33 protein-coding genes are annotated in these 19,998 nt (G+C 54.5%); all 33 read left to right on the plus strand.

The genetic code is table 11. The features are described 5' to 3' along the window. The first annotated feature begins 121 nt into the window (after positions 1 to 121). The 33 genes from rpsL to ACP7EW_RS26215 all read left to right on the plus strand — a co-directional run bounded on the left by rpsL (position 122) and on the right by ACP7EW_RS26215 (position 19,986). Positions 122 to 493 carry a 30S ribosomal protein S12 gene (rpsL, locus tag ACP7EW_RS26055; protein ID WP_002555494.1) on the plus strand — a complete coding sequence of 124 codons (372 nt, stop codon included), beginning with the start codon at positions 122 to 124 and terminating at the stop codon, positions 491 to 493. 118 nt (positions 494 to 611) lie between these two features. Beyond that, positions 612 to 1,082 carry a 30S ribosomal protein S7 gene (gene rpsG / locus ACP7EW_RS26060; RefSeq protein WP_002555493.1) on the plus strand — a complete coding sequence of 157 codons (471 nt, stop codon included), beginning with the start codon at positions 612 to 614 and terminating at the stop codon, positions 1,080 to 1,082. A 30-nt stretch (positions 1,083 to 1,112) separates the two neighbouring features. Next, positions 1,113 to 3,218, plus strand: coding sequence for an elongation factor G (fusA, locus tag ACP7EW_RS26065; protein ID WP_033900034.1), 2,106 nt, complete (start codon positions 1,113 to 1,115; stop codon positions 3,216 to 3,218). 30 nt (positions 3,219 to 3,248) lie between these two features. Then, a complete protein-coding gene (gene tuf / locus ACP7EW_RS26070) occupies positions 3,249 to 4,442 on the plus strand; it encodes an elongation factor Tu (protein ID WP_003176426.1) in 1,194 nt (397 codons plus the stop codon). A 157-nt stretch (positions 4,443 to 4,599) separates the two neighbouring features. Further along, the gene (rpsJ, locus tag ACP7EW_RS26075) at positions 4,600 to 4,911 is read left to right on the plus strand and encodes a 30S ribosomal protein S10 (RefSeq protein ID WP_003186070.1); all 312 of its coding nucleotides are present in this window, start codon (positions 4,600 to 4,602) and stop codon (positions 4,909 to 4,911) included. 81 nt (positions 4,912 to 4,992) lie between these two features. Beyond that, positions 4,993 to 5,628: a 50S ribosomal protein L3 gene (gene rplC, locus ACP7EW_RS26080; RefSeq protein WP_003194649.1), complete on the plus strand. Its 636-nt coding sequence runs from the start codon at positions 4,993 to 4,995 to the stop codon at positions 5,626 to 5,628. A 12-nt stretch (positions 5,629 to 5,640) separates the two neighbouring features. Then, positions 5,641 to 6,243 (plus strand): 50S ribosomal protein L4, encoded by a 603-nt coding sequence (gene rplD, locus ACP7EW_RS26085; RefSeq protein WP_003176424.1) that lies wholly within the window; start codon positions 5,641 to 5,643, stop codon positions 6,241 to 6,243. After that, a complete protein-coding gene (gene rplW, locus ACP7EW_RS26090; protein ID WP_002555488.1) occupies positions 6,240 to 6,539 on the plus strand; it encodes a 50S ribosomal protein L23 in 300 nt (99 codons plus the stop codon). Before rplD ends, rplW begins: the two co-directional genes overlap by 4 nt. A gap of 14 nt (positions 6,540 to 6,553) precedes the next feature. Then, on the plus strand, positions 6,554 to 7,378 hold the full coding sequence (gene rplB / locus ACP7EW_RS26095) for a 50S ribosomal protein L2 (RefSeq protein WP_003186055.1): 825 nt from the start codon (positions 6,554 to 6,556) through the stop codon (positions 7,376 to 7,378). A 16-nt stretch (positions 7,379 to 7,394) separates the two neighbouring features. Continuing rightward, positions 7,395 to 7,670, plus strand: a complete 276-nt coding sequence (rpsS, locus tag ACP7EW_RS26100; RefSeq protein WP_003232420.1) for a 30S ribosomal protein S19 — start codon at positions 7,395 to 7,397, stop codon at positions 7,668 to 7,670. Between the two features lie 11 nt (positions 7,671 to 7,681). Further along, positions 7,682 to 8,014: a 50S ribosomal protein L22 gene (gene rplV, locus ACP7EW_RS26105; RefSeq protein WP_003103908.1), complete on the plus strand. Its 333-nt coding sequence runs from the start codon at positions 7,682 to 7,684 to the stop codon at positions 8,012 to 8,014. 13 nt (positions 8,015 to 8,027) lie between these two features. Next, the gene (rpsC, locus tag ACP7EW_RS26110; protein WP_003176422.1) at positions 8,028 to 8,714 is read left to right on the plus strand and encodes a 30S ribosomal protein S3; all 687 of its coding nucleotides are present in this window, start codon (positions 8,028 to 8,030) and stop codon (positions 8,712 to 8,714) included. Positions 8,715 to 8,726: 12 nt separating this feature from the next. Beyond that, on the plus strand, positions 8,727 to 9,140 hold the full coding sequence (gene rplP / locus ACP7EW_RS26115; protein ID WP_003176421.1) for a 50S ribosomal protein L16: 414 nt from the start codon (positions 8,727 to 8,729) through the stop codon (positions 9,138 to 9,140). Next, entirely contained in the window at positions 9,140 to 9,331 is a 192-nt protein-coding gene (gene rpmC / locus ACP7EW_RS26120; RefSeq protein WP_002555481.1) for a 50S ribosomal protein L29, read from the plus strand. The genes rplP and rpmC overlap by 1 nt, the downstream gene beginning before the upstream one ends. A gap of 2 nt (positions 9,332 to 9,333) precedes the next feature. Further along, the gene (gene rpsQ / locus ACP7EW_RS26125) at positions 9,334 to 9,600 is read left to right on the plus strand and encodes a 30S ribosomal protein S17 (RefSeq protein WP_003176419.1); all 267 of its coding nucleotides are present in this window, start codon (positions 9,334 to 9,336) and stop codon (positions 9,598 to 9,600) included. Between the two features lie 23 nt (positions 9,601 to 9,623). After that, positions 9,624 to 9,992, plus strand: a complete 369-nt coding sequence (gene rplN, locus ACP7EW_RS26130; protein WP_002555479.1) for a 50S ribosomal protein L14 — start codon at positions 9,624 to 9,626, stop codon at positions 9,990 to 9,992. A gap of 11 nt (positions 9,993 to 10,003) precedes the next feature. Then, complete coding sequence (gene rplX, locus ACP7EW_RS26135; protein WP_003176416.1) at positions 10,004 to 10,318, plus strand: 50S ribosomal protein L24; 315 nt, start codon at positions 10,004 to 10,006, stop codon at positions 10,316 to 10,318. 22 nt (positions 10,319 to 10,340) lie between these two features. Beyond that, positions 10,341 to 10,880, plus strand: coding sequence for a 50S ribosomal protein L5 (gene rplE / locus ACP7EW_RS26140; protein ID WP_003194642.1), 540 nt, complete (start codon positions 10,341 to 10,343; stop codon positions 10,878 to 10,880). Between the two features lie 13 nt (positions 10,881 to 10,893). Beyond that, on the plus strand, positions 10,894 to 11,199 hold the full coding sequence (gene rpsN, locus ACP7EW_RS26145) for a 30S ribosomal protein S14 (protein ID WP_003176414.1): 306 nt from the start codon (positions 10,894 to 10,896) through the stop codon (positions 11,197 to 11,199). 205 nt (positions 11,200 to 11,404) lie between these two features. Next, the gene (gene rpsH, locus ACP7EW_RS26150) at positions 11,405 to 11,797 is read left to right on the plus strand and encodes a 30S ribosomal protein S8 (protein WP_010206883.1); all 393 of its coding nucleotides are present in this window, start codon (positions 11,405 to 11,407) and stop codon (positions 11,795 to 11,797) included. Positions 11,798 to 11,809: 12 nt separating this feature from the next. Then, positions 11,810 to 12,343, plus strand: coding sequence for a 50S ribosomal protein L6 (rplF, locus tag ACP7EW_RS26155; protein ID WP_003194640.1), 534 nt, complete (start codon positions 11,810 to 11,812; stop codon positions 12,341 to 12,343). A gap of 10 nt (positions 12,344 to 12,353) precedes the next feature. Continuing rightward, the gene (rplR, locus tag ACP7EW_RS26160; protein ID WP_003186037.1) at positions 12,354 to 12,704 is read left to right on the plus strand and encodes a 50S ribosomal protein L18; all 351 of its coding nucleotides are present in this window, start codon (positions 12,354 to 12,356) and stop codon (positions 12,702 to 12,704) included. A gap of 3 nt (positions 12,705 to 12,707) precedes the next feature. After that, on the plus strand, positions 12,708 to 13,208 hold the full coding sequence (gene rpsE, locus ACP7EW_RS26165; RefSeq protein ID WP_003176409.1) for a 30S ribosomal protein S5: 501 nt from the start codon (positions 12,708 to 12,710) through the stop codon (positions 13,206 to 13,208). Positions 13,209 to 13,210: 2 nt separating this feature from the next. Further along, a complete protein-coding gene (gene rpmD / locus ACP7EW_RS26170; protein WP_003186033.1) occupies positions 13,211 to 13,387 on the plus strand; it encodes a 50S ribosomal protein L30 in 177 nt (58 codons plus the stop codon). 3 nt (positions 13,388 to 13,390) lie between these two features. Next, the gene (rplO, locus tag ACP7EW_RS26175) at positions 13,391 to 13,828 is read left to right on the plus strand and encodes a 50S ribosomal protein L15 (RefSeq protein ID WP_003176407.1); all 438 of its coding nucleotides are present in this window, start codon (positions 13,391 to 13,393) and stop codon (positions 13,826 to 13,828) included. Continuing rightward, positions 13,829 to 15,157: a preprotein translocase subunit SecY gene (gene secY / locus ACP7EW_RS26180; protein WP_003194637.1), complete on the plus strand. Its 1,329-nt coding sequence runs from the start codon at positions 13,829 to 13,831 to the stop codon at positions 15,155 to 15,157. Between the two features lie 28 nt (positions 15,158 to 15,185). After that, positions 15,186 to 15,302, plus strand: a complete 117-nt coding sequence (gene rpmJ / locus ACP7EW_RS26185; protein WP_002555468.1) for a 50S ribosomal protein L36 — start codon at positions 15,186 to 15,188, stop codon at positions 15,300 to 15,302. 129 nt (positions 15,303 to 15,431) lie between these two features. Further along, on the plus strand, positions 15,432 to 15,788 hold the full coding sequence (rpsM, locus tag ACP7EW_RS26190) for a 30S ribosomal protein S13 (RefSeq protein WP_003194635.1): 357 nt from the start codon (positions 15,432 to 15,434) through the stop codon (positions 15,786 to 15,788). A 30-nt stretch (positions 15,789 to 15,818) separates the two neighbouring features. Next, positions 15,819 to 16,208, plus strand: coding sequence for a 30S ribosomal protein S11 (gene rpsK, locus ACP7EW_RS26195; RefSeq protein WP_002555466.1), 390 nt, complete (start codon positions 15,819 to 15,821; stop codon positions 16,206 to 16,208). Between the two features lie 18 nt (positions 16,209 to 16,226). Continuing rightward, positions 16,227 to 16,847: a 30S ribosomal protein S4 gene (gene rpsD, locus ACP7EW_RS26200; protein ID WP_003176404.1), complete on the plus strand. Its 621-nt coding sequence runs from the start codon at positions 16,227 to 16,229 to the stop codon at positions 16,845 to 16,847. Positions 16,848 to 16,869: 22 nt separating this feature from the next. Continuing rightward, positions 16,870 to 17,871, plus strand: a complete 1,002-nt coding sequence (locus tag ACP7EW_RS26205; RefSeq protein WP_003176403.1) for a DNA-directed RNA polymerase subunit alpha — start codon at positions 16,870 to 16,872, stop codon at positions 17,869 to 17,871. Between the two features lie 41 nt (positions 17,872 to 17,912). Next, positions 17,913 to 18,299, plus strand: a complete 387-nt coding sequence (gene rplQ, locus ACP7EW_RS26210; RefSeq protein WP_003176402.1) for a 50S ribosomal protein L17 — start codon at positions 17,913 to 17,915, stop codon at positions 18,297 to 18,299. A gap of 238 nt (positions 18,300 to 18,537) precedes the next feature. Next, entirely contained in the window at positions 18,538 to 19,986 is a 1,449-nt protein-coding gene (locus ACP7EW_RS26215) for a catalase (protein WP_426220927.1), read from the plus strand. Positions 19,987 to 19,998 lie beyond the last annotated feature (12 nt).

The following is a 19,998-nucleotide window of genomic DNA, read 5'->3' on the forward strand; positions in this document are numbered from 1 at the left end:
CTTGACTGGGGGCAAGATCCTCTTTAGACTCTTGTACCCCTAAATTTGGCGGGAATTCGTTCCTGCCATTTTGCTTTTCTTGCAAGACAATAGCGTCGCAAGACAACAGTGGAGCTAGTAGATGGCAACTATCAACCAGCTGGTACGTCAGCCGCGTAAGCGTATCGTCGAGAAATCCGACGTACCTGCGCTGCAGAACTGCCCGCAACGTCGTGGCGTATGCACCCGTGTGTATACCACCACGCCGAAAAAACCTAACTCGGCACTGCGTAAAGTATGCCGTGTGCGCCTGACCAACGGTTTCGAGGTTTCCTCGTACATCGGTGGTGAAGGTCACAACCTGCAAGAGCACAGCGTGGTACTGATCCGCGGCGGTCGTGTAAAAGACTTGCCAGGTGTTCGTTACCACACCGTACGCGGCTCCTTGGATACTTCCGGCGTTAAAGGTCGTAACCAGGGTCGTTCGAAGTACGGTACCAAGAAGCCTAAGTAGTAGCGGCTTTTTGTAAAACTGAATCATCTTATTTTCTGAGTCGATAAGAGTAAGGTCGGAGGCGTCCCGTAAGGGCACCGATTCCGAACGAACCTGAAGACCGTTTGAGGGCTTATCCATGCCAAGAAGACGCGTAGCAGCCAAGCGCGAAGTGCTTGACGATCCAAAATACGGAAGCCAAATCCTGGCCAAGTTCATGAACCACGTGATGGAAAGCGGCAAGAAAGCCGTTGCCGAGCGTATCGTTTATGGCGCGCTGGAAAAGGTTAAAGAACGCAAGAACAGCGACCCCCTGGAAATCTTCGAGAAAGCTCTCGACGCCATCGCTCCGCTGGTCGAAGTGAAGTCGCGCCGTGTAGGCGGTGCTACTTACCAGGTTCCGGTCGAAGTTCGTCCGTCCCGTCGTAACGCTCTGGCAATGCGCTGGTTGGTAGACTTCGCCCGTAAGCGCGGCGAGAAGTCTATGGCTCTGCGTTTGGCCGGCGAGTTGTTGGACGCTGCTGAAGGTAAAGGTGCTGCTGTTAAGAAGCGTGAAGACGTGCACCGTATGGCTGAAGCTAACAAAGCTTTCTCGCACTACCGCTTCTAATCTTAGCTTCACTAATTTTGCGAGGGCTTTATGGCTCGTACTACTCCGATTAGCCGCTACCGTAACATCGGTATCGTTGCTCACGTGGATGCTGGTAAAACCACCACCACCGAGCGCGTGCTGTTTTACACCGGCAAAAGTCACAAAATGGGCGAGGTGCATGACGGCGCCGCGACCACAGACTGGATGGTTCAGGAGCAGGAGCGTGGTATTACCATTACTTCTGCTGCTATTACCGCCTTCTGGAAAGGTTCCGAGAAGCAGTACAAAGACGAGCATCGCTTCAACGTAATCGATACCCCGGGCCACGTAGACTTCACCATCGAAGTTGAACGTTCCCTGCGCGTACTCGACGGCGCCGTCGTTGTGTTCTGCGGTACCTCGGGTGTTGAGCCTCAGTCGGAAACCGTATGGCGTCAAGCCAACAAGTACGGCGTTCCACGTCTTGTTTACGTAAACAAGATGGACCGTGCTGGTGCCAACTTCCTGCGCGTGATCGGTCAGATCAAGCAGCGTCTGGGTCACACTCCGGTGCCAATCCAATTGGCTATCGGTTCCGAAGACAACTTCCAGGGTCAGATCGATCTGATCAACATGGAAGCTGTTTACTGGAATGATTCCGACAAAGGTATGGTTCCTGTTCGTAAGCCAATCCCTGCAGAACTGCAGGAGCTGGCTGACGAGTGGCGCAACAACATGGTTGAGGCTGCTGCCGAAGCCAACGAAGAGCTGATGAACAAGTACCTCGAAGGTGAAGAACTCACCAACGTGGAAATCAAGGCTGCTCTGCGTCAGCGTACTATCGCTGGCGAGATCGTCTTGGCTGTTTGCGGTTCGTCCTTCAAGAACAAGGGTGTTCCCCTGGTTCTCGACGCCGTTATCGACTACCTGCCGGCTCCAACCGACATTCCTGCTATCAAGGGTACCAACCCTGATAACGAGGAAGAAGAAATGGAGCGTCACGCCGATGACAGCGAGCCGTTCTCGGCTCTGGCGTTCAAGATCGCAACCGACCCATTCGTGGGTACTTTGACCTTCGTCCGCGTTTACTCGGGCGTGTTGGCCTCCGGCGACGGCGTGATCAACTCGGTTAAAGGCAAGAAAGAGCGCGTGGGTCGTATGGTGCAAATGCACGCAAACGCCCGTGAAGAGATCAAGGAAGTGCGCGCTGGTGACATCGCGGCCCTGATCGGCATGAAGGACGTCACCACGGGTGAGACTTTGTGCGACGCTGCCAAGCCAATCATCCTGGTTCGCATGGACTTCCCGGAGCCGGTTATTTCGGTTGCCGTAGAGCCTAAGACCAAGGATGACCAGGAAAAAATGGGTATCGCTCTGGGCAAGCTTGCTCAGGAAGATCCATCTTTCCGCGTCAAGACTGATGAAGAGACTGGTCAAACGATCATCTCCGGCATGGGCGAGCTGCACCTGGACATCCTGGTTGACCGGATGCGCCGTGAGTTCAACGTCGAAGCCAACATCGGTAAGCCTCAGGTTTCCTATCGTGAGCGCATCACGAAGAATTGCGAAATCGAAGGCAAGTTCGTTCGTCAGTCCGGCGGTCGTGGTCAGTTCGGTCACTGCTGGATCCGTTTTGCTCCTGCTGACGAAGGTCAGGAAGGTCTGCAATTCGTGAACGAAGTAGTTGGTGGTGTTGTTCCTAAGGAATACATCCCGGCTATCCAGAAGGGCATCGAAGAGCAGATGAAGAACGGTGTTGTTGCCGGCTATCCGCTGATCGGCCTGAAAGCAACCGTTTTTGACGGTTCTTACCACGACGTCGACTCCAACGAGATGGCGTTCAAGGTGGCTGCCTCCATGGCAACCAAGCAACTGGCCCAGAAGGGCGGTGGTGAGTTGCTTGAGCCGATCATGGCGGTAGAAGTTGTTACACCTGAAGACTATATGGGTGATGTCATGGGCGACCTTAACCGTCGTCGCGGCATGATCTTGGGTATGGAAGACACGGTTTCCGGCAAAGTGATTCGCGCCGAGGTTCCGTTGGGTGAGATGTTCGGTTATGCGACCGACGTTCGCTCCATGTCCCAGGGTCGCGCAAGCTACTCTATGGAATTCAAAAAATACAACACAGCTCCGGCGCACATCGCTGAAACTGTATCCAAAAAACAAGGCTGATTCAGTCCTTTAGGCAAGGAGTTAATTGTCGTGGCTAAAGAAAAATTTGATCGTTCCCTACCGCACGTCAACGTTGGCACCATCGGTCACGTTGACCACGGTAAAACCACTCTGACTGCTGCTCTGACTCGCGTTTGCTCCGAAGTTTTCGGTTCTGCAATCGTTGATTTCGATAAAATCGACAGCGCACCAGAAGAAAAAGCTCGTGGTATCACCATCAACACCGCGCACGTTGAATACAACTCGCTGATCCGTCACTACGCTCACGTTGACTGCCCAGGTCACGCTGACTATGTGAAGAACATGATCACCGGTGCTGCCCAGATGGACGGCGCAATCCTGGTTTGCTCGGCCGCTGATGGTCCGATGCCACAAACCCGTGAGCACATCCTGCTGTCCCGTCAGGTAGGCGTTCCGTACATCGTGGTTTACCTGAACAAGGCTGACCTGGTAGACGACGCTGAGCTGCTGGAACTGGTTGAGATGGAAGTGCGCGATCTGCTGAGCACTTACGACTTCCCAGGCGACGACACTCCGATCATCATCGGTTCTGCTCGTATGGCTCTGGAAGGCAAAGACGACAACGAAATGGGCACCACGTCCGTTCGTAAACTGGTTGAGACTCTGGACAGCTACATCCCAGATCCAGTCCGTGTTATCGACAAGCCGTTCCTGATGCCAATCGAAGACGTATTCTCGATCTCCGGTCGCGGTACTGTTGTAACCGGTCGTATCGAGCGCGGTATCGTTAAGGTTCAAGATCCACTGGAAATCGTTGGTCTGCGTGACACTACCGTCACCACCTGCACCGGTGTTGAAATGTTCCGTAAACTGCTCGACGAAGGTCGTGCTGGCGAGAACTGCGGCGTTCTGCTGCGTGGTACCAAGCGTGACGACGTTGAGCGTGGCCAGGTTCTGGTCAAGCCAGGTTCGGTTAAGCCGCACACCAAGTTCGAAGCTGAAGTGTACGTGCTGAGCAAAGAAGAAGGCGGTCGTCACACTCCGTTCTTCAAAGGCTACCGTCCACAGTTCTACTTCCGTACTACCGACGTAACTGGTAACTGCGAACTGCCGGAAGGCGTAGAAATGGTAATGCCAGGCGACAACATCAAAATGGTTGTCACCCTGATCAAAACCATCGCTATGGAAGACGGTCTGCGTTTCGCAATCCGTGAAGGCGGCCGTACCGTTGGTGCTGGCGTTGTAGCTAAAATCATCGAGTAATTATCTCTTCTGAGATAGCTCTGATGTTTTGAAAGGCCCCCGCTCAGCGGGGGCCTTTTTATTGGGTTGACACCTATCAGGGCCGTCTATAGAATTGCGCCTCCTTTTAACGGGCGTATTGCGCTCGCTGGGAATAGCAGCCGGAGTCTGAAATCCAATGCAAAATCAGCAAATCCGTATCAGGTTGAAGGCTTTTGACCATCGCCTGATCGACCAATCCACCCAGGAAATCGTGGAAACCGCGAAACGTACTGGTGCTCAAGTGCGTGGTCCAATTCCACTGCCTACCCGTAAAGAGCGGTTCACCGTTCTGGTCTCCCCGCACGTCAACAAAGACGCGCGTGACCAGTACGAGATCCGTACTCATAAGCGCGTACTGGACATCGTCCAGCCAACGGATAAAACCGTTGATGCACTTATGAAGCTTGATCTGGCGGCCGGTGTGGAAGTACAGATCAGCCTCGGCTAAGACTTGGGTCTTAGTCGTGTAACGCTCTGAAATGGGCGGCCATAGCGGGTGAAAGCCCCGTACACTCATGAGGTTTACAACATGACTATTGGTGTAGTCGGTCGTAAATGCGGTATGACCCGTATTTTCACCGAAGAAGGTGTCTCCATTCCGGTCACGGTCATTGAGATCGAACCGAATCGCGTCACCCAGTTCAAAACTGAAGAGACCGATGGCTATCGTGCAGTGCAAGTCACTGTCGGCGAGCGTCGTGCTTCGCGCGTGACTGCTGCTCAAGCAGGTCACTTCGCTAAAGCAAACGTTGCAGCTGGTCGCACTGTTATGGAGTTCCGTCTCGAAGACGGCGACTACCAGGCTGGCGATCTGATCAACGCTGAAATCTTCGCTGCTGGTCAACTGGTTGATGTAACCGGTCAGTCCAAAGGTAAAGGCTTCCAGGGTACGATCAAGCGTTGGAATTTCCGTGGCCAAGACAACACTCACGGTAACTCCGTTTCCCACCGCGTCCCGGGCTCTATTGGCCAGTGCCAGACTCCTGGTCGTGTATTCAAGGGCAAAAAAATGTCCGGTCATATGGGCGCTGAGCGCGTGACCGTGCAGTCCCTCGAAGTAGTGCGCGTCGACGCTGAACGCAATCTGTTGTTGGTCAAGGGTGCTGTTCCTGGCGCTACTGGCGGCAACCTGGTTGTACGTCCGGCGGCCAAGGCTCGCGGTTAAGGGGAAGCTGACATGCAATTAAATGTAAATGACGCTCAAGCGATCGAAGTTTCCGAACTGACGTTTGGCGGCGAGTTCAACGAGACGCTGGTTCACCAAGCAGTCGTGGCCTACATGGCTGGCGGCCGTCAAGGTAGCAAGCAGCAAAAGACCCGTTCCGACGTTCGTGGTGGCGGTAAGCGCCCTTGGCGTCAGAAAGGTACTGGCCGTGCTCGTGCCGGTACTATCCGTAGCCCAATCTGGCGTGGCGGTGGTACCACTTTCGCAGCTCGTCCACAGGATCACTCGCAGAAGCTCAACAAGAAGATGTACCGCGCAGCTCTGCGCTCCATCCTTGCTGAACTCGTGCGTACTGACCGTCTGGTCGTGGTTCAGGACTTCGCTGTTGAAAGCCCGAAAACCAAAGATCTGCTGGGCAAACTGAACAACATGAGCCTGACCGATGTTTTGATCGTGTCTGAAGCTGTTGATCAGAACCTGTACCTGGCTGCTCGCAACCTGCCACACGTTGATGTACGTGACGTGCAAGGTTCCGATCCAGTTAGTCTGATCGCATACGACAAGGTGTTGATCACCGTGTCGGCCGTGAAGAAATTCGAGGAGCTGCTGGGATGAACCAGGAACGCGTATTTAAAGTTCTGCTTGGCCCGCACGTTTCCGAAAAGGCTACGGTTCTGGCTGACAAGAAAGGCCAGTTCGTTTTCAAGGTTGCAACTGACGCAACCAAGCTGGAAATCAAGAAGGCCGTCGAAAGCCTGTTCAGCGTGAAAGTAGAGCGTGTTACTACCCTGAATGTTCTGGGTAAGAGCAAGCGCACTGCTCGCGGTCTGGGCAAGCGTAATGACTGGAAGAAGGCAGTTATCTCCCTTCAGCCAGGCCAAGATCTCGATTTCAGCAGCAGTGCTGAGTAAGGAAGGGGTGCATCATGGCAATCGTTAAATGCAAACCGACTTCCCCTGGCCGCCGTTTTGTGGTCAAGGTGGTCAACCAGGAGCTGCATAAAGGCGCTCCTCACGCACCGCTGCTCGAGAAAAAATCGAAGTCTGGTGGTCGTAACAACAATGGTCGTATTACCACTCGTCACATCGGTGGTGGCCATAAGCAGCATTATCGTCTGGTCGATTTCCGTCGCAACGACAAAGATGGCATCGCTGCCACTGTCGAGCGTATCGAATACGATCCAAACCGTACTGCTCACATCGCTCTGCTGCTGTACGCAGATGGCGAGCGTCGCTACATCATCGCCCCTAAAGGCGTGAGCGCTGGCGACCAGCTGATCGCAGGTGCTCTGGCACCGATCAAGCCGGGCAACGCTCTGCAACTGCGCAACATTCCAGTTGGTAGCACCGTACACGGCATCGAATTGAAGCCAGGTAAAGGCGCGCAAATCGCTCGTTCCGCTGGTGCTTCGGCTCAGCTGATCGCTCGTGAAGGTGTCTACGTGACTCTGCGTCTGCGTTCTGGTGAGATGCGTAAAGTGCTGGCTGAATGCCGCGCGACCCTGGGCGAAGTCTCGAACTCCGAGCACAGCCTGCGTTCGCTGGGTAAAGCTGGTGCCAAACGCTGGCGTGGCGTTCGCCCAACCGTTCGTGGTGTTGCCATGAACCCGGTTGACCACCCACACGGTGGTGGTGAAGGTCGTACCTCTGGTGGTCGTCATCCGGTATCGCCATGGGGCTTCCCGACTAAGGGCGCGAAGACTCGTGGTAATAAGCGTACCGACAAAATGATCGTCCGTCGTCGCAAGTAAATAGAGGGATACGACAGTGCCACGTTCTCTGAAAAAAGGTCCTTTTATTGATCTTCACCTACTGAAGAAGATCGAAGTGGCGGCGGAAAAGAACGATCGCAAACCAGTTAAGACCTGGTCGCGTCGTTCGATGATCCTGCCACAAATGGTCGGTCTGACCATCGCTGTACACAACGGTCGCTTGCACGTCCCAGTTCTCGTGAACGAAGACATGGTCGGCCACAAACTAGGCGAGTTTGCCGGTACCCGCACTTATCGTGGGCACGTGGCAGACAAGAAAGCCAAGCGTTAAGGGGTTAGGAAATGGAAGTAGCCGCTAAGTTGTCGGGCGCTCGAATCTCCGCCCAGAAAGCCCGCTTGGTCGCCGACCAGATCCGCGGGAAGAAGGTGGGCGAAGCGCTCAACCTGTTGGCTTTCAGCAGTAAGAAAGCCGCCGAGATCATGAAGAAAGTGCTGGAGTCGGCCGTAGCCAACGCCGAGCATAACGAAGGCGCAGACGTTGATGACCTGAAGGTCAGCACCGTTTTCGTCAACGAAGGGCGTTCGCTGAAGCGCATCATGCCACGTGCCAAAGGCCGTGCTGATCGCATCGTCAAGCGGTCTTGCCATATCACTGTCAAGGTTGCTGACAAGTAACGGAGTCGAAGAGATGGGTCAGAAAGTACATCCCATTGGCATTCGCCTGGGAATCGTCAAGGAGCACACCTCCGTCTGGTACGCAGACGGTCGGACTTATGCGGACTATTTGTTCGCTGATCTGAAGGTGCGTGAGTATCTCCAAGACAAACTAAAAAGCGCGTCCGTAAGCCGTATCGATATCCATCGTCCGGCCCAAACTGCACGTATCACCATCCACACCGCTCGTCCAGGTATCGTTATCGGGAAGAAAGGTGAAGATGTTGAGAAACTGCGTCAGGACCTGACCAAGCAAATGGGTGTGCCTGTGCACATCAATATCGAAGAGATCCGCAAGCCGGAGCTCGACGGTATGCTGGTTGCGCAGAGCGTAGCTCAGCAGCTGGAGCGTCGCGTAATGTTCCGTCGCGCTATGAAGCGCGCTGTACAGAACGCCATGCGCATTGGTGCCAAAGGCATCAAAATCCAAGTGAGCGGTCGTCTCGGCGGTGCTGAAATCGCACGTACTGAATGGTATCGCGAAGGTCGTGTGCCACTGCACACCCTGCGTGCCGACATCGACTATGCCAACTACGAAGCTCACACCACTTACGGTGTGATCGGTGTAAAGGTTTGGATCTTCAAAGGCGAAGTAATTGGTGGTCGCCAAGAAGAACTGAAACCACAAGCACCAGCGCCTCGTAAAAAAGCTGCTAAGTAAGGGGTACGCCAAATGTTGCAACCTAAGCGTACGAAGTTCCGCAAGCAGATGACAGGCCACAACCGTGGTCTGGCTCAGCGCGGTAGCAAAGTCAGCTTCGGCGAGTTCGCGCTGAAGTCTGTAGCTCGTGGTCGTCTCACCGCTCGTCAGATCGAGTCAGCGCGTCGTGCTCTGACCCGTCACGTTAAACGTGGCGGCAAGATCTGGATCCGTGTATTCCCGGACAAGCCGATCTCCAAAAAACCTCTCGAGGTTCGGATGGGTAAAGGTAAGGGTAACGTGGAATACTGGGTAGCCCAGATTCAGCCAGGCAAAGTCCTGTATGAAATCGAGGGTGTTTCTGAAGAGCTGGCGCGTGAGGCTTTCGCCCTGGCTGCTGCAAAGCTGCCGCTCGCCACCTCCTTTGTTAAACGGACGGTGATGTGATGAAAGCGAATGAACTTCGTGAAAAATCCGCACAGCAGCTGAACGAGCAACTGCTCGGCCTGCTGCGCGACCAGTTCAATCTGCGTATGCAGAAAGCAACTGGCCAGTTGGGGCAGTCTCATCTGCTCTCGCAAGTTAAGCGTGACATCGCTCGCGTGAAGACTGTGCTCAACCAGCAGGCAGGTAAGTGATCATGGCTGAAGCCGAAAAGACTGTCCGTACGCTGACTGGCCGTGTTGTCAGCGACAAGATGGACAAAACCATCACCGTTCTGATCGAGCGTCGCGTTAAGCACCCGATCTACGGTAAATATGTTAAGCGTTCGACTAAGCTGCACGCGCACGACGAAACCAATCAGTGCCACATCGGCGACAAAGTCACTATTCGTGAAACTCGTCCGCTGGCCAAGACCAAGTCTTGGGCACTGGTTGATGTTCTCGAACGCGCTGTGGAAGTCTAAGGACTAGGGGTCGGAGAAATTATATGATTCAGACTCAATCCATGCTCGATGTGGCCGATAACAGCGGCGCTCGCCGTGTTATGTGCATCAAGGTGCTGGGTGGCTCCCATCGTCGTTACGCTGGTATCGGTGACATCATCAAAGTTACCGTCAAGGAAGCAATTCCTCGCGGTAAAGTGAAAAAAGGCCAAGTGATGACTGCTGTTGTAGTCCGCACTCGTCACGGCGTACGCCGTGCTGATGGCTCCATTATCCGCTTTGATGGCAACGCTGCTGTTCTTCTGAACAACAAGCAAGAGCCGATCGGCACCCGTATCTTTGGGCCAGTGACCCGTGAACTTCGTACTGAGAAGTTCATGAAGATCGTCTCGCTCGCCCCAGAAGTGCTGTAAGGAGATCCGACATGCAAAAGATTCGTCGTGACGACGAGATCATCGTGATCGCCGGCAAAGACAAAGGTAAGCGCGGTAAGGTGCTTAAGGTTCTCGCTAATAACCGTCTGGTTATCGGTGGTCTGAACCTGGTCAAGCGTCATACCAAGCCTAACCCGATGTCGGGCGTGCAGGGCGGTATCGTCGAGAAAGAAGCTCCGCTGGACGCTTCTAACGTCGCCATCTTCAACGGCGAAACCAACAAGGCTGACCGCGTTGGTTTCAAAGTAGAAGACGGTAAGAAAATTCGTGTCTTCAAGTCGACCCAAAAAGCGGTTGATGCTTGAACACTGCTAGGTAGATTAGACCATGGCACGACTACAAGAGATTTACCGGAAGGAAATCGCCCCTAAGCTTAAGGAAGAACTTAAGCTTGGGAACGTGATGGAAGTTCCGCGCGTTACCAAAATCACCCTGAACATGGGTCTGGGCGAAGCGATCGGCGACAAAAAAGTCATCGAGCACGCTGTTGCTGACCTGGAAAAGATCACCGGCCAGAAAGTCGTTGTGACCTACGCTCGGAAATCCATCGCTGGCTTTAAAGTCCGTGAAGGTTGGCCGATCGGCGTCAAAGTGACCCTGCGCCGTGAGCGTATGTATGAATTCCTGGATCGTCTGCTGTCGATCTCCCTGCCTCGGGTTCGCGACTTCCGCGGCCTGAATGCCAAGTCCTTCGATGGTCGTGGTAACTACAGCATGGGCGTGAAAGAGCAGATCATCTTCCCGGAAATCGACTACGACAAGATCGATGCTCTCCGCGGTCTGGACATCACCCTGACCACCACTGCCAAGAACGATGATGAAGGTCGCGCCCTGTTGCGTGCTTTCAAATTCCCGTTCCGCAACTGATTGGAGTAGGACCATGGCCAAGATGAGCATGAAAAACCGCGAGCTGAAGCGTCAGCTCACGGTTGCCAAGTACGCCAAGAAGCGTGCAGCACTGAAAGCAATCATCGTTGATCTGAACGCAAGTCCAGAAGCACGTTGGGAAGCTACAGTAGCTCTGCAGAAGCAGCCACGTGATGCAAGCGCTTCGCGCATGCGTAACCGCTGCCGCCTGACCGGTCGTCCACACGGCGTTTACCGCAAGTTCGGCCTCGGCCGTAACAAACTGCGTGAAGCGGCAATGCGTGGTGACGTACCAGGTCTGGTTAAAGCCAGCTGGTAAGTACTTTCAACGTCCTGGCGGCCTGAATCGCAAGATACTGACCGCCGGTGACCTTGAATCTGGAACAAGCCCCTTTTGGGGCTTGTTTCATTTCCGGAGTGTGTCTAAAATACGCGGCTCGCCTGAGCCCGTGTTTTTACCCGGAGATTCTCGGCGACATATGTAGCCGCAAGGCTAATTTTTTTGTATTAGGAGCGTCTAGCCCATGAGTATGCAGGACCCGTTAGCGGACATGCTAACTCGTATCCGTAATGCCCAGATGGCTGAAAAGTCCGTCGTAAGCATGCCATCTTCCAAGTTGAAGGTAGCTGTTGCCAAAGTCCTGAAAGACGAAGGCTACATTGCGGGTTATCAGATCAGCAGCGATGTAAAAGCACTGCTGTCCATCGAGCTGAAGTACTTCGAAGGCCGTTCGGTCATCGAGGAAGTGAAGCGCGTTAGCCGTCCAGGCCTGCGTCAGTACAAGTCCGCTGAAGATCTGCCGAAAGTTCGTGGCGGTCTGGGCGTGTCTATCGTCTCCACCAACAAAGGTGTGATGACGGATCGTGCTGCGCGCGCTGCCGGTGTCGGCGGCGAAGTTCTTTGCACTGTGTTCTAAGGGGGGATAAGCATGTCTCGCGTCGCTAAGAACCCCGTTAAGCTGCCAGCCGGTGTCGAAGTCAAATTCGCAGGCCAACAGCTTTCGGTGAAGGGTGCCAAGGGCACTCTTGAACTGAACATCCATTCGTCCGTTGAGATCGTTGAAGAAGCTGGTGAGCTGCGTTTCGCTGCTCGCAATGGCGATCAACAAACTCGCGCAATGGCCGGTACCACGCGTGCGTTGGTAAACAACATGGTCCAAGGCGTAAGCCAAGGCTTCGAGCGTAAGCTCCAGCTGGTCGGTGTTGGTTACAAAGCGCAAGCAAAAGGCACGGTTTTGAACCTGGCCCTTGGCTTCTCGCACCCTGTGGATTACGAACTGCCAGCGGGCATCACTGCTGAGACCCCTAGCCAGACCGATATCCTGATCAAGGGCATCGATAAGCAGCTGGTAGGTCAAGTGGCCGCTGAGATCCGCGACTTCCGTCCACCAGAGCCGTACAAAGGCAAAGGTGTGCGCTACGCGGACGAAGTCGTCCGTCGTAAAGAAGCCAAGAAGAAGTAGGGCATAGCAAATGACCGACAAAAAAGTTACTCGACTGCGTCGCGCTCGCAAAGCACGCCTGAAAATGCACGAACTCGAAGTCGTGCGTCTCTGCGTGTTCCGCTCGTCGCAGCACATCTACGCCCAGGTCATCTCGGCCGACGGCAACAAAGTCCTGGCAAGCGCCTCGACTTTGGATAAAGAACTGCGTGATGGTGCCACTGGCAACATCGACGCGGCCACAAAGGTTGGCCAGCTGGTCGCTACGCGTGCTAAGGCCGCTGGCGTCTCGCAAGTGGCTTTCGACCGCTCTGGCTTCAAGTACCACGGTCGCGTGAAAGCGCTGGCTGATGCTGCTCGTGAAGCTGGGCTGGAGTTCTAAGTTATGTCAAATAACGACCAAAAGCGCGACGAAGGCTACATTGAGAAGCTGGTTCAAGTTAACCGCGTAGCCAAAACCGTTAAAGGCGGCCGTATCTTCACCTTCACCGCGTTGACCGTGGTAGGTGATGGTAAAGGCCGTGTTGGCTTCGGCCGTGGCAAGTCACGTGAAGTGCCTGCTGCGATCCAGAAGGCAATGGAAGCTGCTCGTCGCAACATGATCCAAGTTGATCTGAACGGCACCACCCTGCAGTACGCGATGAAGTCCGCCCATGGCGCTTCGAAGGTGTACATGCAGCCTGCTTCTGAAGGTACCGGTATCATCGCTGGCGGCGCTATGCGTGCTGTCCTCGAAGTTGCTGGCGTTCAGAACGTTCTGGCCAAGTGCTACGGCTCGACTAACCCGGTAAACGTGGTTCACGCCACTTTCAAAGGTTTGAAAGCTATGCAATCTCCTGAGTCCATCGCTGCCAAGCGTGGTCTGACTGTCAAGGAGATCTTCTGATCATGGCTACCGTTAAAGTAACGCTGATCAAAAGCATGACCGGCCGCATCCCTAACCACAAACTGTGTGTTAAAGGTCTGGGTCTGCGTCGCATCGGTCACACTGTAGAAGTCCTGGATACTCCCGAGAATCGCGGGATGATCAACAAGGCTTACTACATGCTGCGTGTAGAGGGTTAATCGATGAAACTCAATGATCTGAGTCCAGCGCCGGGTTCCCGTCGCGAAAAGCATCGTCCGGGCCGTGGTATAGGTAGCGGTTTGGGTAAGACTGGTGGCCGTGGCCACAAAGGTCAAACCTCCCGCTCCGGTGGCACCATTGCTCCAGGCTTTGAAGGCGGTCAACAGCCGCTGCATCGTCGCCTGCCTAAGTTCGGTTTCGTATCCCTGAAAGCCATGGACCGCGCAGAAGTGCGTCTGTCCGAGCTGGCTAAAGTGGAAGGCGACATCGTTACTGTGCAGACCCTGAAAGATGCCAACGTGATCAACGTCAACGTACAGCGTGTGAAAATCATGCTGTCCGGTGAAGTGACTCGCGCTGTCACTATCGGCAAGGGAATCGGCGCCACCAAAGGTGCGCGTTCGGCTATCGAAGCAGCTGGCGGCAAGTTCGAGGAATAAATGGCTAAGCAAGGTGCTCTCTCAGCGCTCGGCAAAGGCGGTATGTCTGAACTTTGGGCTCGTCTGCGTTTTCTGTTCCTGGCGATTATCGTCTACCGAATAGGCGCACACATCCCGGTTCCAGGTATCAACCCGGACCGACTCGCAGACCTGTTTCGACAGAATGAGGGGACCATTCTTAGCTTGTTCAACATGTTTTCCGGCGGCGCGCTGGAGCGGATGAGCATCTTTGCACTGGGGATCATGCCGTACATTTCGGCATCGATCATCATGCAACTGATGACCGCCGTCAGCCCGCAGCTGGAGCAGTTGAAGAAGGAAGGTGAAGCTGGCCGTCGCAAGATTAGCCAGTACACCCGCTACGGCACTGTCGTTCTCGCCCTCGTCCAAGCTATCGGCATGTCCGTTGGCCTGGCTGGGCAGGGCGTTGCGTTCACTGGTGACTTTGGCTTCCATTTCGTCGCGGTATCCACATTTGTGGCTGGTGCGATGTTCATGATGTGGCTGGGTGAGCAGATTACTGAACGTGGTGTTGGTAACGGTATCTCGATGTTGATTTTCGCAGGTATCGTCGCCGGTCTTCCGAGAGCGATTGGGCAGTCTTTCGAGTCTGCACGTCAGGGTGATATCAATATTTTCGCCCTGGTTGCCATCGGTTTGCTGGCAGTAGCGATTATCGGTTTTGTGGTGTTCATTGAGCGTGGTCAGCGTCGTATTGCTGTTCACTACGCCAAGCGTCAGCAGGGCCGTAAGGTCTTTGCTGCGCAGACCAGCCACTTGCCGCTGAAAGTGAATATGGCCGGTGTTATTCCGGCAATTTTCGCGAGCAGCATTTTGCTGTTTCCGGCTTCGTTGGGTACCTGGTTTGGTCAGTCCGAAAATATGGGCTGGCTGCAGGACCTCTCTCAGTCGATCGCTCCTGGTCAGCCGTTGAATATTCTGCTGTTTAGTGCAGGGATTATTTTCTTCTGCTTCTTCTATACGGCGTTGATGTTCAATCCGAAAGACGTAGCGGAAAACCTGAAGAAGTCCGGTGCCTTTATTCCGGGCATCCGTCCAGGTGAGCAGTCTGCACGCTACATTGATGGCGTTCTGACTCGTTTGACCCTGTTCGGTGCTCTATATATGACGGCCGTGTGCTTGTTGCCCCAGTTCCTGGTGGTTGCAGCAAACGTTCCGTTCTACCTTGGCGGGACCTCGTTGCTGATCGTGGTCGTGGTTGTGATGGACTTCATGTCCCAAGTACAATCGCACCTCGTTTCGCACCAGTACGAATCCCTGATGAAGAAAGCCAACCTGAAGGGCTACGGCAGCGGCATGTTGCGCTGAGTACCCCATAAGGTTCGAGGAGTTGGTGATGAAAGTTCGTGCATCGGTGAAAAAGCTGTGCCGTAACTGCAAGATTATTCGCCGCGAAGGTGTTGTTCGAGTAATTTGCAGCGCGGAACCGCGTCACAAACAGCGCCAAGGCTGAGTGTGATCCGCTTGAAGCCCGGCAGCTAGTGCGCTGCCGGGTTGATTATTTGTTATTACAGCGATATTATCTCGCGCCCTATTTCTTGGCTTCCGGGGCGTAGGTAGCTGTCAATTGGAGTCCCACTGAATGGCCCGTATTGCAGGCGTTAACATTCCAGATAACAAGCACACTGTTATCTCGCTGACCTACATCTATGGTGTTGGTCGCACTACTGCGCAGAAAATTTGCGCAGTTGCTGGGGTAAACCCAGCCGCAAAGATCAAGGATCTGAGCGACGAGCAGATTGAACAGCTGCGTGGCGAAGTGGCGAAGTTCACCACTGAAGGTGACCTGCGTCGCGAAATCAACATGAAAATCAAGCGTTTGATGGACCTCGGTTGCTATCGCGGTCTGCGTCATCGTCGTGGTCTTCCAGTACGCGGTCAGCGTACCAAGACTAACGCGCGTACCCGTAAAGGTCCGCGTAAGCCGATCCGCAAGTAATCGCCCCAGCGAATCGACAGGAAAATTATCATGGCAAAACCTGCTGCTCGTCCTCGTAAAAAAGTTAAAAAGACAGTGGTTGATGGCATCGCCCACATCCATGCTTCTTTTAACAACACAATCGTGACCATCACCGACCGTCAAGGTAACGCGCTTTCTTGGGCTACCTCCGGTGGTTCGGGTTTCCGCGGTTCCCGCAAGTCCACCCCGTTTGCTGCTCAAGTAGCTGCTGAACGTGCTGGTCAAGCTGCGCTGGAATACGGCCTGAAAAACCTCGACGTTAACGTCAAGGGTCCAGGTCCAGGTCGTGAGTCTGCTGTCCGTGCTTTGAACGGCTGTGGCTATAAGATCGCCAGCATCACCGACGTGACGCCAATCCCGCACAACGGGTGCCGTCCGCCGAAGAAGCGCCGCGTGTAATCCAGGAGATTGTAAAGAATGGCTCGTTACATTGGTCCAAAATGCAAACTCGCTCGTCGCGAAGGCACCGATCTCTTCCTGAAGAGCGGCGTGCGCGCGATCGAATCGAAGTGCAACATTGAAGCAGCACCTGGTATCCACGGCCAACGCCGCGGTCGCCAGTCCGATTACGGCACCCAACTGCGTGAAAAGCAGAAGGTCCGTCGTATCTACGGCGTTCTCGAGCGTCAGTTCAGCGGCTACTACAAAGAAGCTGCTGGCAAGAAAGGTGCAACCGGTGAAAACCTGCTGCAACTGCTCGAATGCCGTCTGGACAACGTTGTATACCGTATGGGCTTTGGTTCGACTCGCGCCGAATCCCGTCAGCTGGTATCGCACAAGTCGATCAGCGTTAACGGTCAGACCGTAAACGTTCCGTCCTACCAGGTTCGTGCTGGTGACGTGGTCGCAGTTCGCGAGAAAGCAAAAAACCAACTTCGCATTGTCCAAGCTCTCGATCTGTGTGCCCAACGTGGCCGCGTAGAATGGGTAGAAGTAGACACTGAGAAGAAGTCGGGCGTTTTCAAGAACGTTCCTGCTCGCAGTGATCTGTCCGCCGACATCAACGAAAGCCTGATTGTCGAGCTCTACTCCAAGTAAGGGCTAGAAAATAGGTGCATCCATGCAGATTTCGGTAAATGAGTTCCTGACACCCCGCCACATTGATGTGCAGGTTGTCAGTCCAACCCGCGCCAAAATTACTCTCGAGCCTCTCGAGCGTGGTTTTGGCCACACCCTGGGCAACGCGCTGCGCCGCATCCTGTTGTCCTCAATGCCCGGCTGTGCAGTAGTCGAGGCCGAGATTGACGGTGTGCTCCACGAGTACAGCGCCATCGAAGGTGTACAGGAAGACGTAATTGAAATCCTGTTGAACCTTAAAGGTCTGGCTATCAAGCTGCACGGCCGTGACGAAGTTACGCTGACCTTGTCGAAGAAGGGTTCGGGGGTGGTTACCGCTGCCGATATTCAGCTGGATCATGATGTCGAGATCGTTAACCCCGATCACGTAATCGCTAACCTGGCGTCTAACGGCGCCCTGAACATGAAGCTCACTGTAGCTCGTGGTCGTGGTTATGAACCGGCCGACTCGCGTCAGAGCGATGAAGACGAAAGCCGCAGCATTGGTCGCTTGCAGCTTGACTCTTCGTTCAGCCCGGTTCGCCGTATCGCATACGTGGTGGAAAACGCCCGTGTCGAACAGCGTACTAACCTGGACAAGCTGGTTATTGATCTGGAAACCAACGGTACTCTGGATCCTGAAGAGGCTATCCGCCGCGCTGCAACCATTCTGCAACAGCAGTTGGCTGCGTTCGTCGACCTCAAAGGTGACAGCGAACCAGTGGTAATCGAGCAGGAAGACGAGATCGATCCGATCCTGCTTCGCCCGGTTGACGATCTGGAACTGACTGTACGTTCGGCTAACTGCCTTAAGGCGGAAAACATTTACTACATCGGCGACCTGATTCAGCGTACTGAAGTAGAACTGTTGAAGACTCCGAACCTGGGCAAGAAATCCTTGACTGAAATCAAGGACGTTCTGGCCTCCCGCGGTCTGTCCCTCGGCATGCGCCTCGACAACTGGCCGCCTGCAAGTCTTAAGAAGGACGACAAGGCGACTGCCTGATCGTCGTAATCACCGAACGTGAGTTTGGTAAGGAATGAACCATGCGTCATCGTAAAAGTGGTCGTCACCTGAGCCGTACCAGCTCGCACCGCAAGGCCATGTTTCAAAACATGGCGGTGTCGCTGTTCGAGCACGAGCTGATCAAAACTACACTGCCGAAAGCTAAAGAACTGCGTCGCGTTGCTGAGCCGCTGATCACTTTGGCCAAGACAGACAGCCTGGCTAACCGCCGTCTGGCTTTCGACCGTACTCGTTCGAAAGCTATCGTTGGTAAGCTCTTCAACGACCTGGGCAAGCGTTACGCTACCCGTGAGGGTGGCTACCTGCGCATCCTCAAGTGCGGTTTCCGCGCTGGCGACAACGCGCCTATGGCGTACGTCGAGTTGGTTGATCGTGCTACTGCCGGCGAAGCTGTAAGCGCCGAGTAAGACGACAAGCTGTAACGAAGAACCGGGCCTAGTGCCCGGTTTTTTGTGCCCGTGACAAAAGCGTGTTCGATACAAGCTTCCAGAGATTGTGCTTGGCACTATGGGGGCTGGAGTGTTCGGTAGAAAATATCTATTGATACCTACAATTTAATGAATTTGTAGACGTCATATTGATGATTAATACTCCTCCCAAGCCGATTAGCCGGCAGTTCCAAGTCCGACCTGAGGGAAATTGAGCATGAGCCAGAATAAAATCCTTACCACCGCCAGCGGCGCCCCCGTTGCGGACAACCAGAATTCACGTTCCGCAGGCCCACGCGGCCCGTTGCTGCTCGACGATTTTCATCTGATCGAGAAGCTCGCTCACTTCAACCGTGAAAATATCCCTGAGCGCCGTGTGCACGCCAAGGGTTCGGGTGCCTACGGCACTTTCACGGTCACCCAAGACATTACGCAGTACACCAGCGCCAAGCTGTTCGAGTCGGTGGGCAAGCAAACCCCTACCTTCCTGCGGTTTTCCACCGTAGGCGGCGAGCGTGGTTCGGCGGATACCGAGCGCGACCCACGCGGTTTCGCGTTGAAGTTCTATACCGAAGAAGGCAACTGGGACATCGTGGGTAACAACACCCCGGTGTTCTTCATTCGCGATCCTTTGAAGTTCCCAGACTTCATCCACACTCAGAAGCGTTTGCCGCAAAGCAACCTGAAAAGTGCGCAAATGATGTGGGATTTCTGGTCGCACTCTCCAGAGGCATTGCACCAGGTCACCATCCTGTTCTCGGACCGTGGCATCCCTGATGGCTACCGTCACATGCACGGCTTCGGCAGTCACACCTACAGCCTGATTAACGCCAAGGGCGAGCGTCACTGGGTCAAGTGGCATTACAAGACCAAGCAGGGCATCAAGAACCTGGCGCCGGCTGAAGCTGCTCGCCTGGCCGGTACTGACCCTGATTACGCCCAGCGCGATCTGTTTGGCGCGATCGAGCGCGGTGATTTCCCAAAATGGCGCGTCTGCATCCAGATCATGACCGAGGCCCAGGCCAACGCTCATTACGAGAACCCTTTCGATGTGACCAAAACCTGGTCGCAGAAGGAGTTCCCGCTGATCGAAGTCGGTGAGCTGGAACTGAACCGTAACCCGCAGAACTACTTTGCTGAAGTTGAGCAATCCGCCTTCGGCCCAAGCAACATGGTTCCAGGCGTCGGCCTGTCGCCAGACCGCATGTTGCAAGGTCGTGTTTTCGCGTACGCCGATGCCCACCGCTATCGTGTTGGCACCAATCACCAGCAACTGCCGGTGAATGCCCCGCGTAACCAGGTGAATAGCTACCAGCGTGATGGTTCGATGGCCTTTGGCAGCAACGGTGGCGCGGCGCCTAACTACGAGCCAAACAGCTACGCCGATTCGCCGAAGCAAGCACCTCAGTATGCGGAGCCTGCATTGGCCCTGAGTGGCGCGGCTGACCGTTACGATCACCGTGAAGACACCGATTACTACAGCCACGCCGGTGCGCTGTTCCGCCTGATGAACGATGAGCAGAAAGCTTTGCTCACCAACAACATCGCCGGCGCGATGGGTGGCGTTTCCAGTGATGTGGTTCAACGTCAACTGCAGCACTTCTACAAGGCCGATCCGGCTTATGGAGAAGCAATCGCAAAGGCGCTGGGTGTATCGCTTAACTGACTCTAAACGATA

Origin of the sequence: Pseudomonas sp. DWRC2-2 (assembly GCF_049897885.1) — a bacterium.
GTDB lineage: Bacteria > Pseudomonadota > Gammaproteobacteria > Pseudomonadales > Pseudomonadaceae > Aquipseudomonas > Aquipseudomonas azotoformans_A.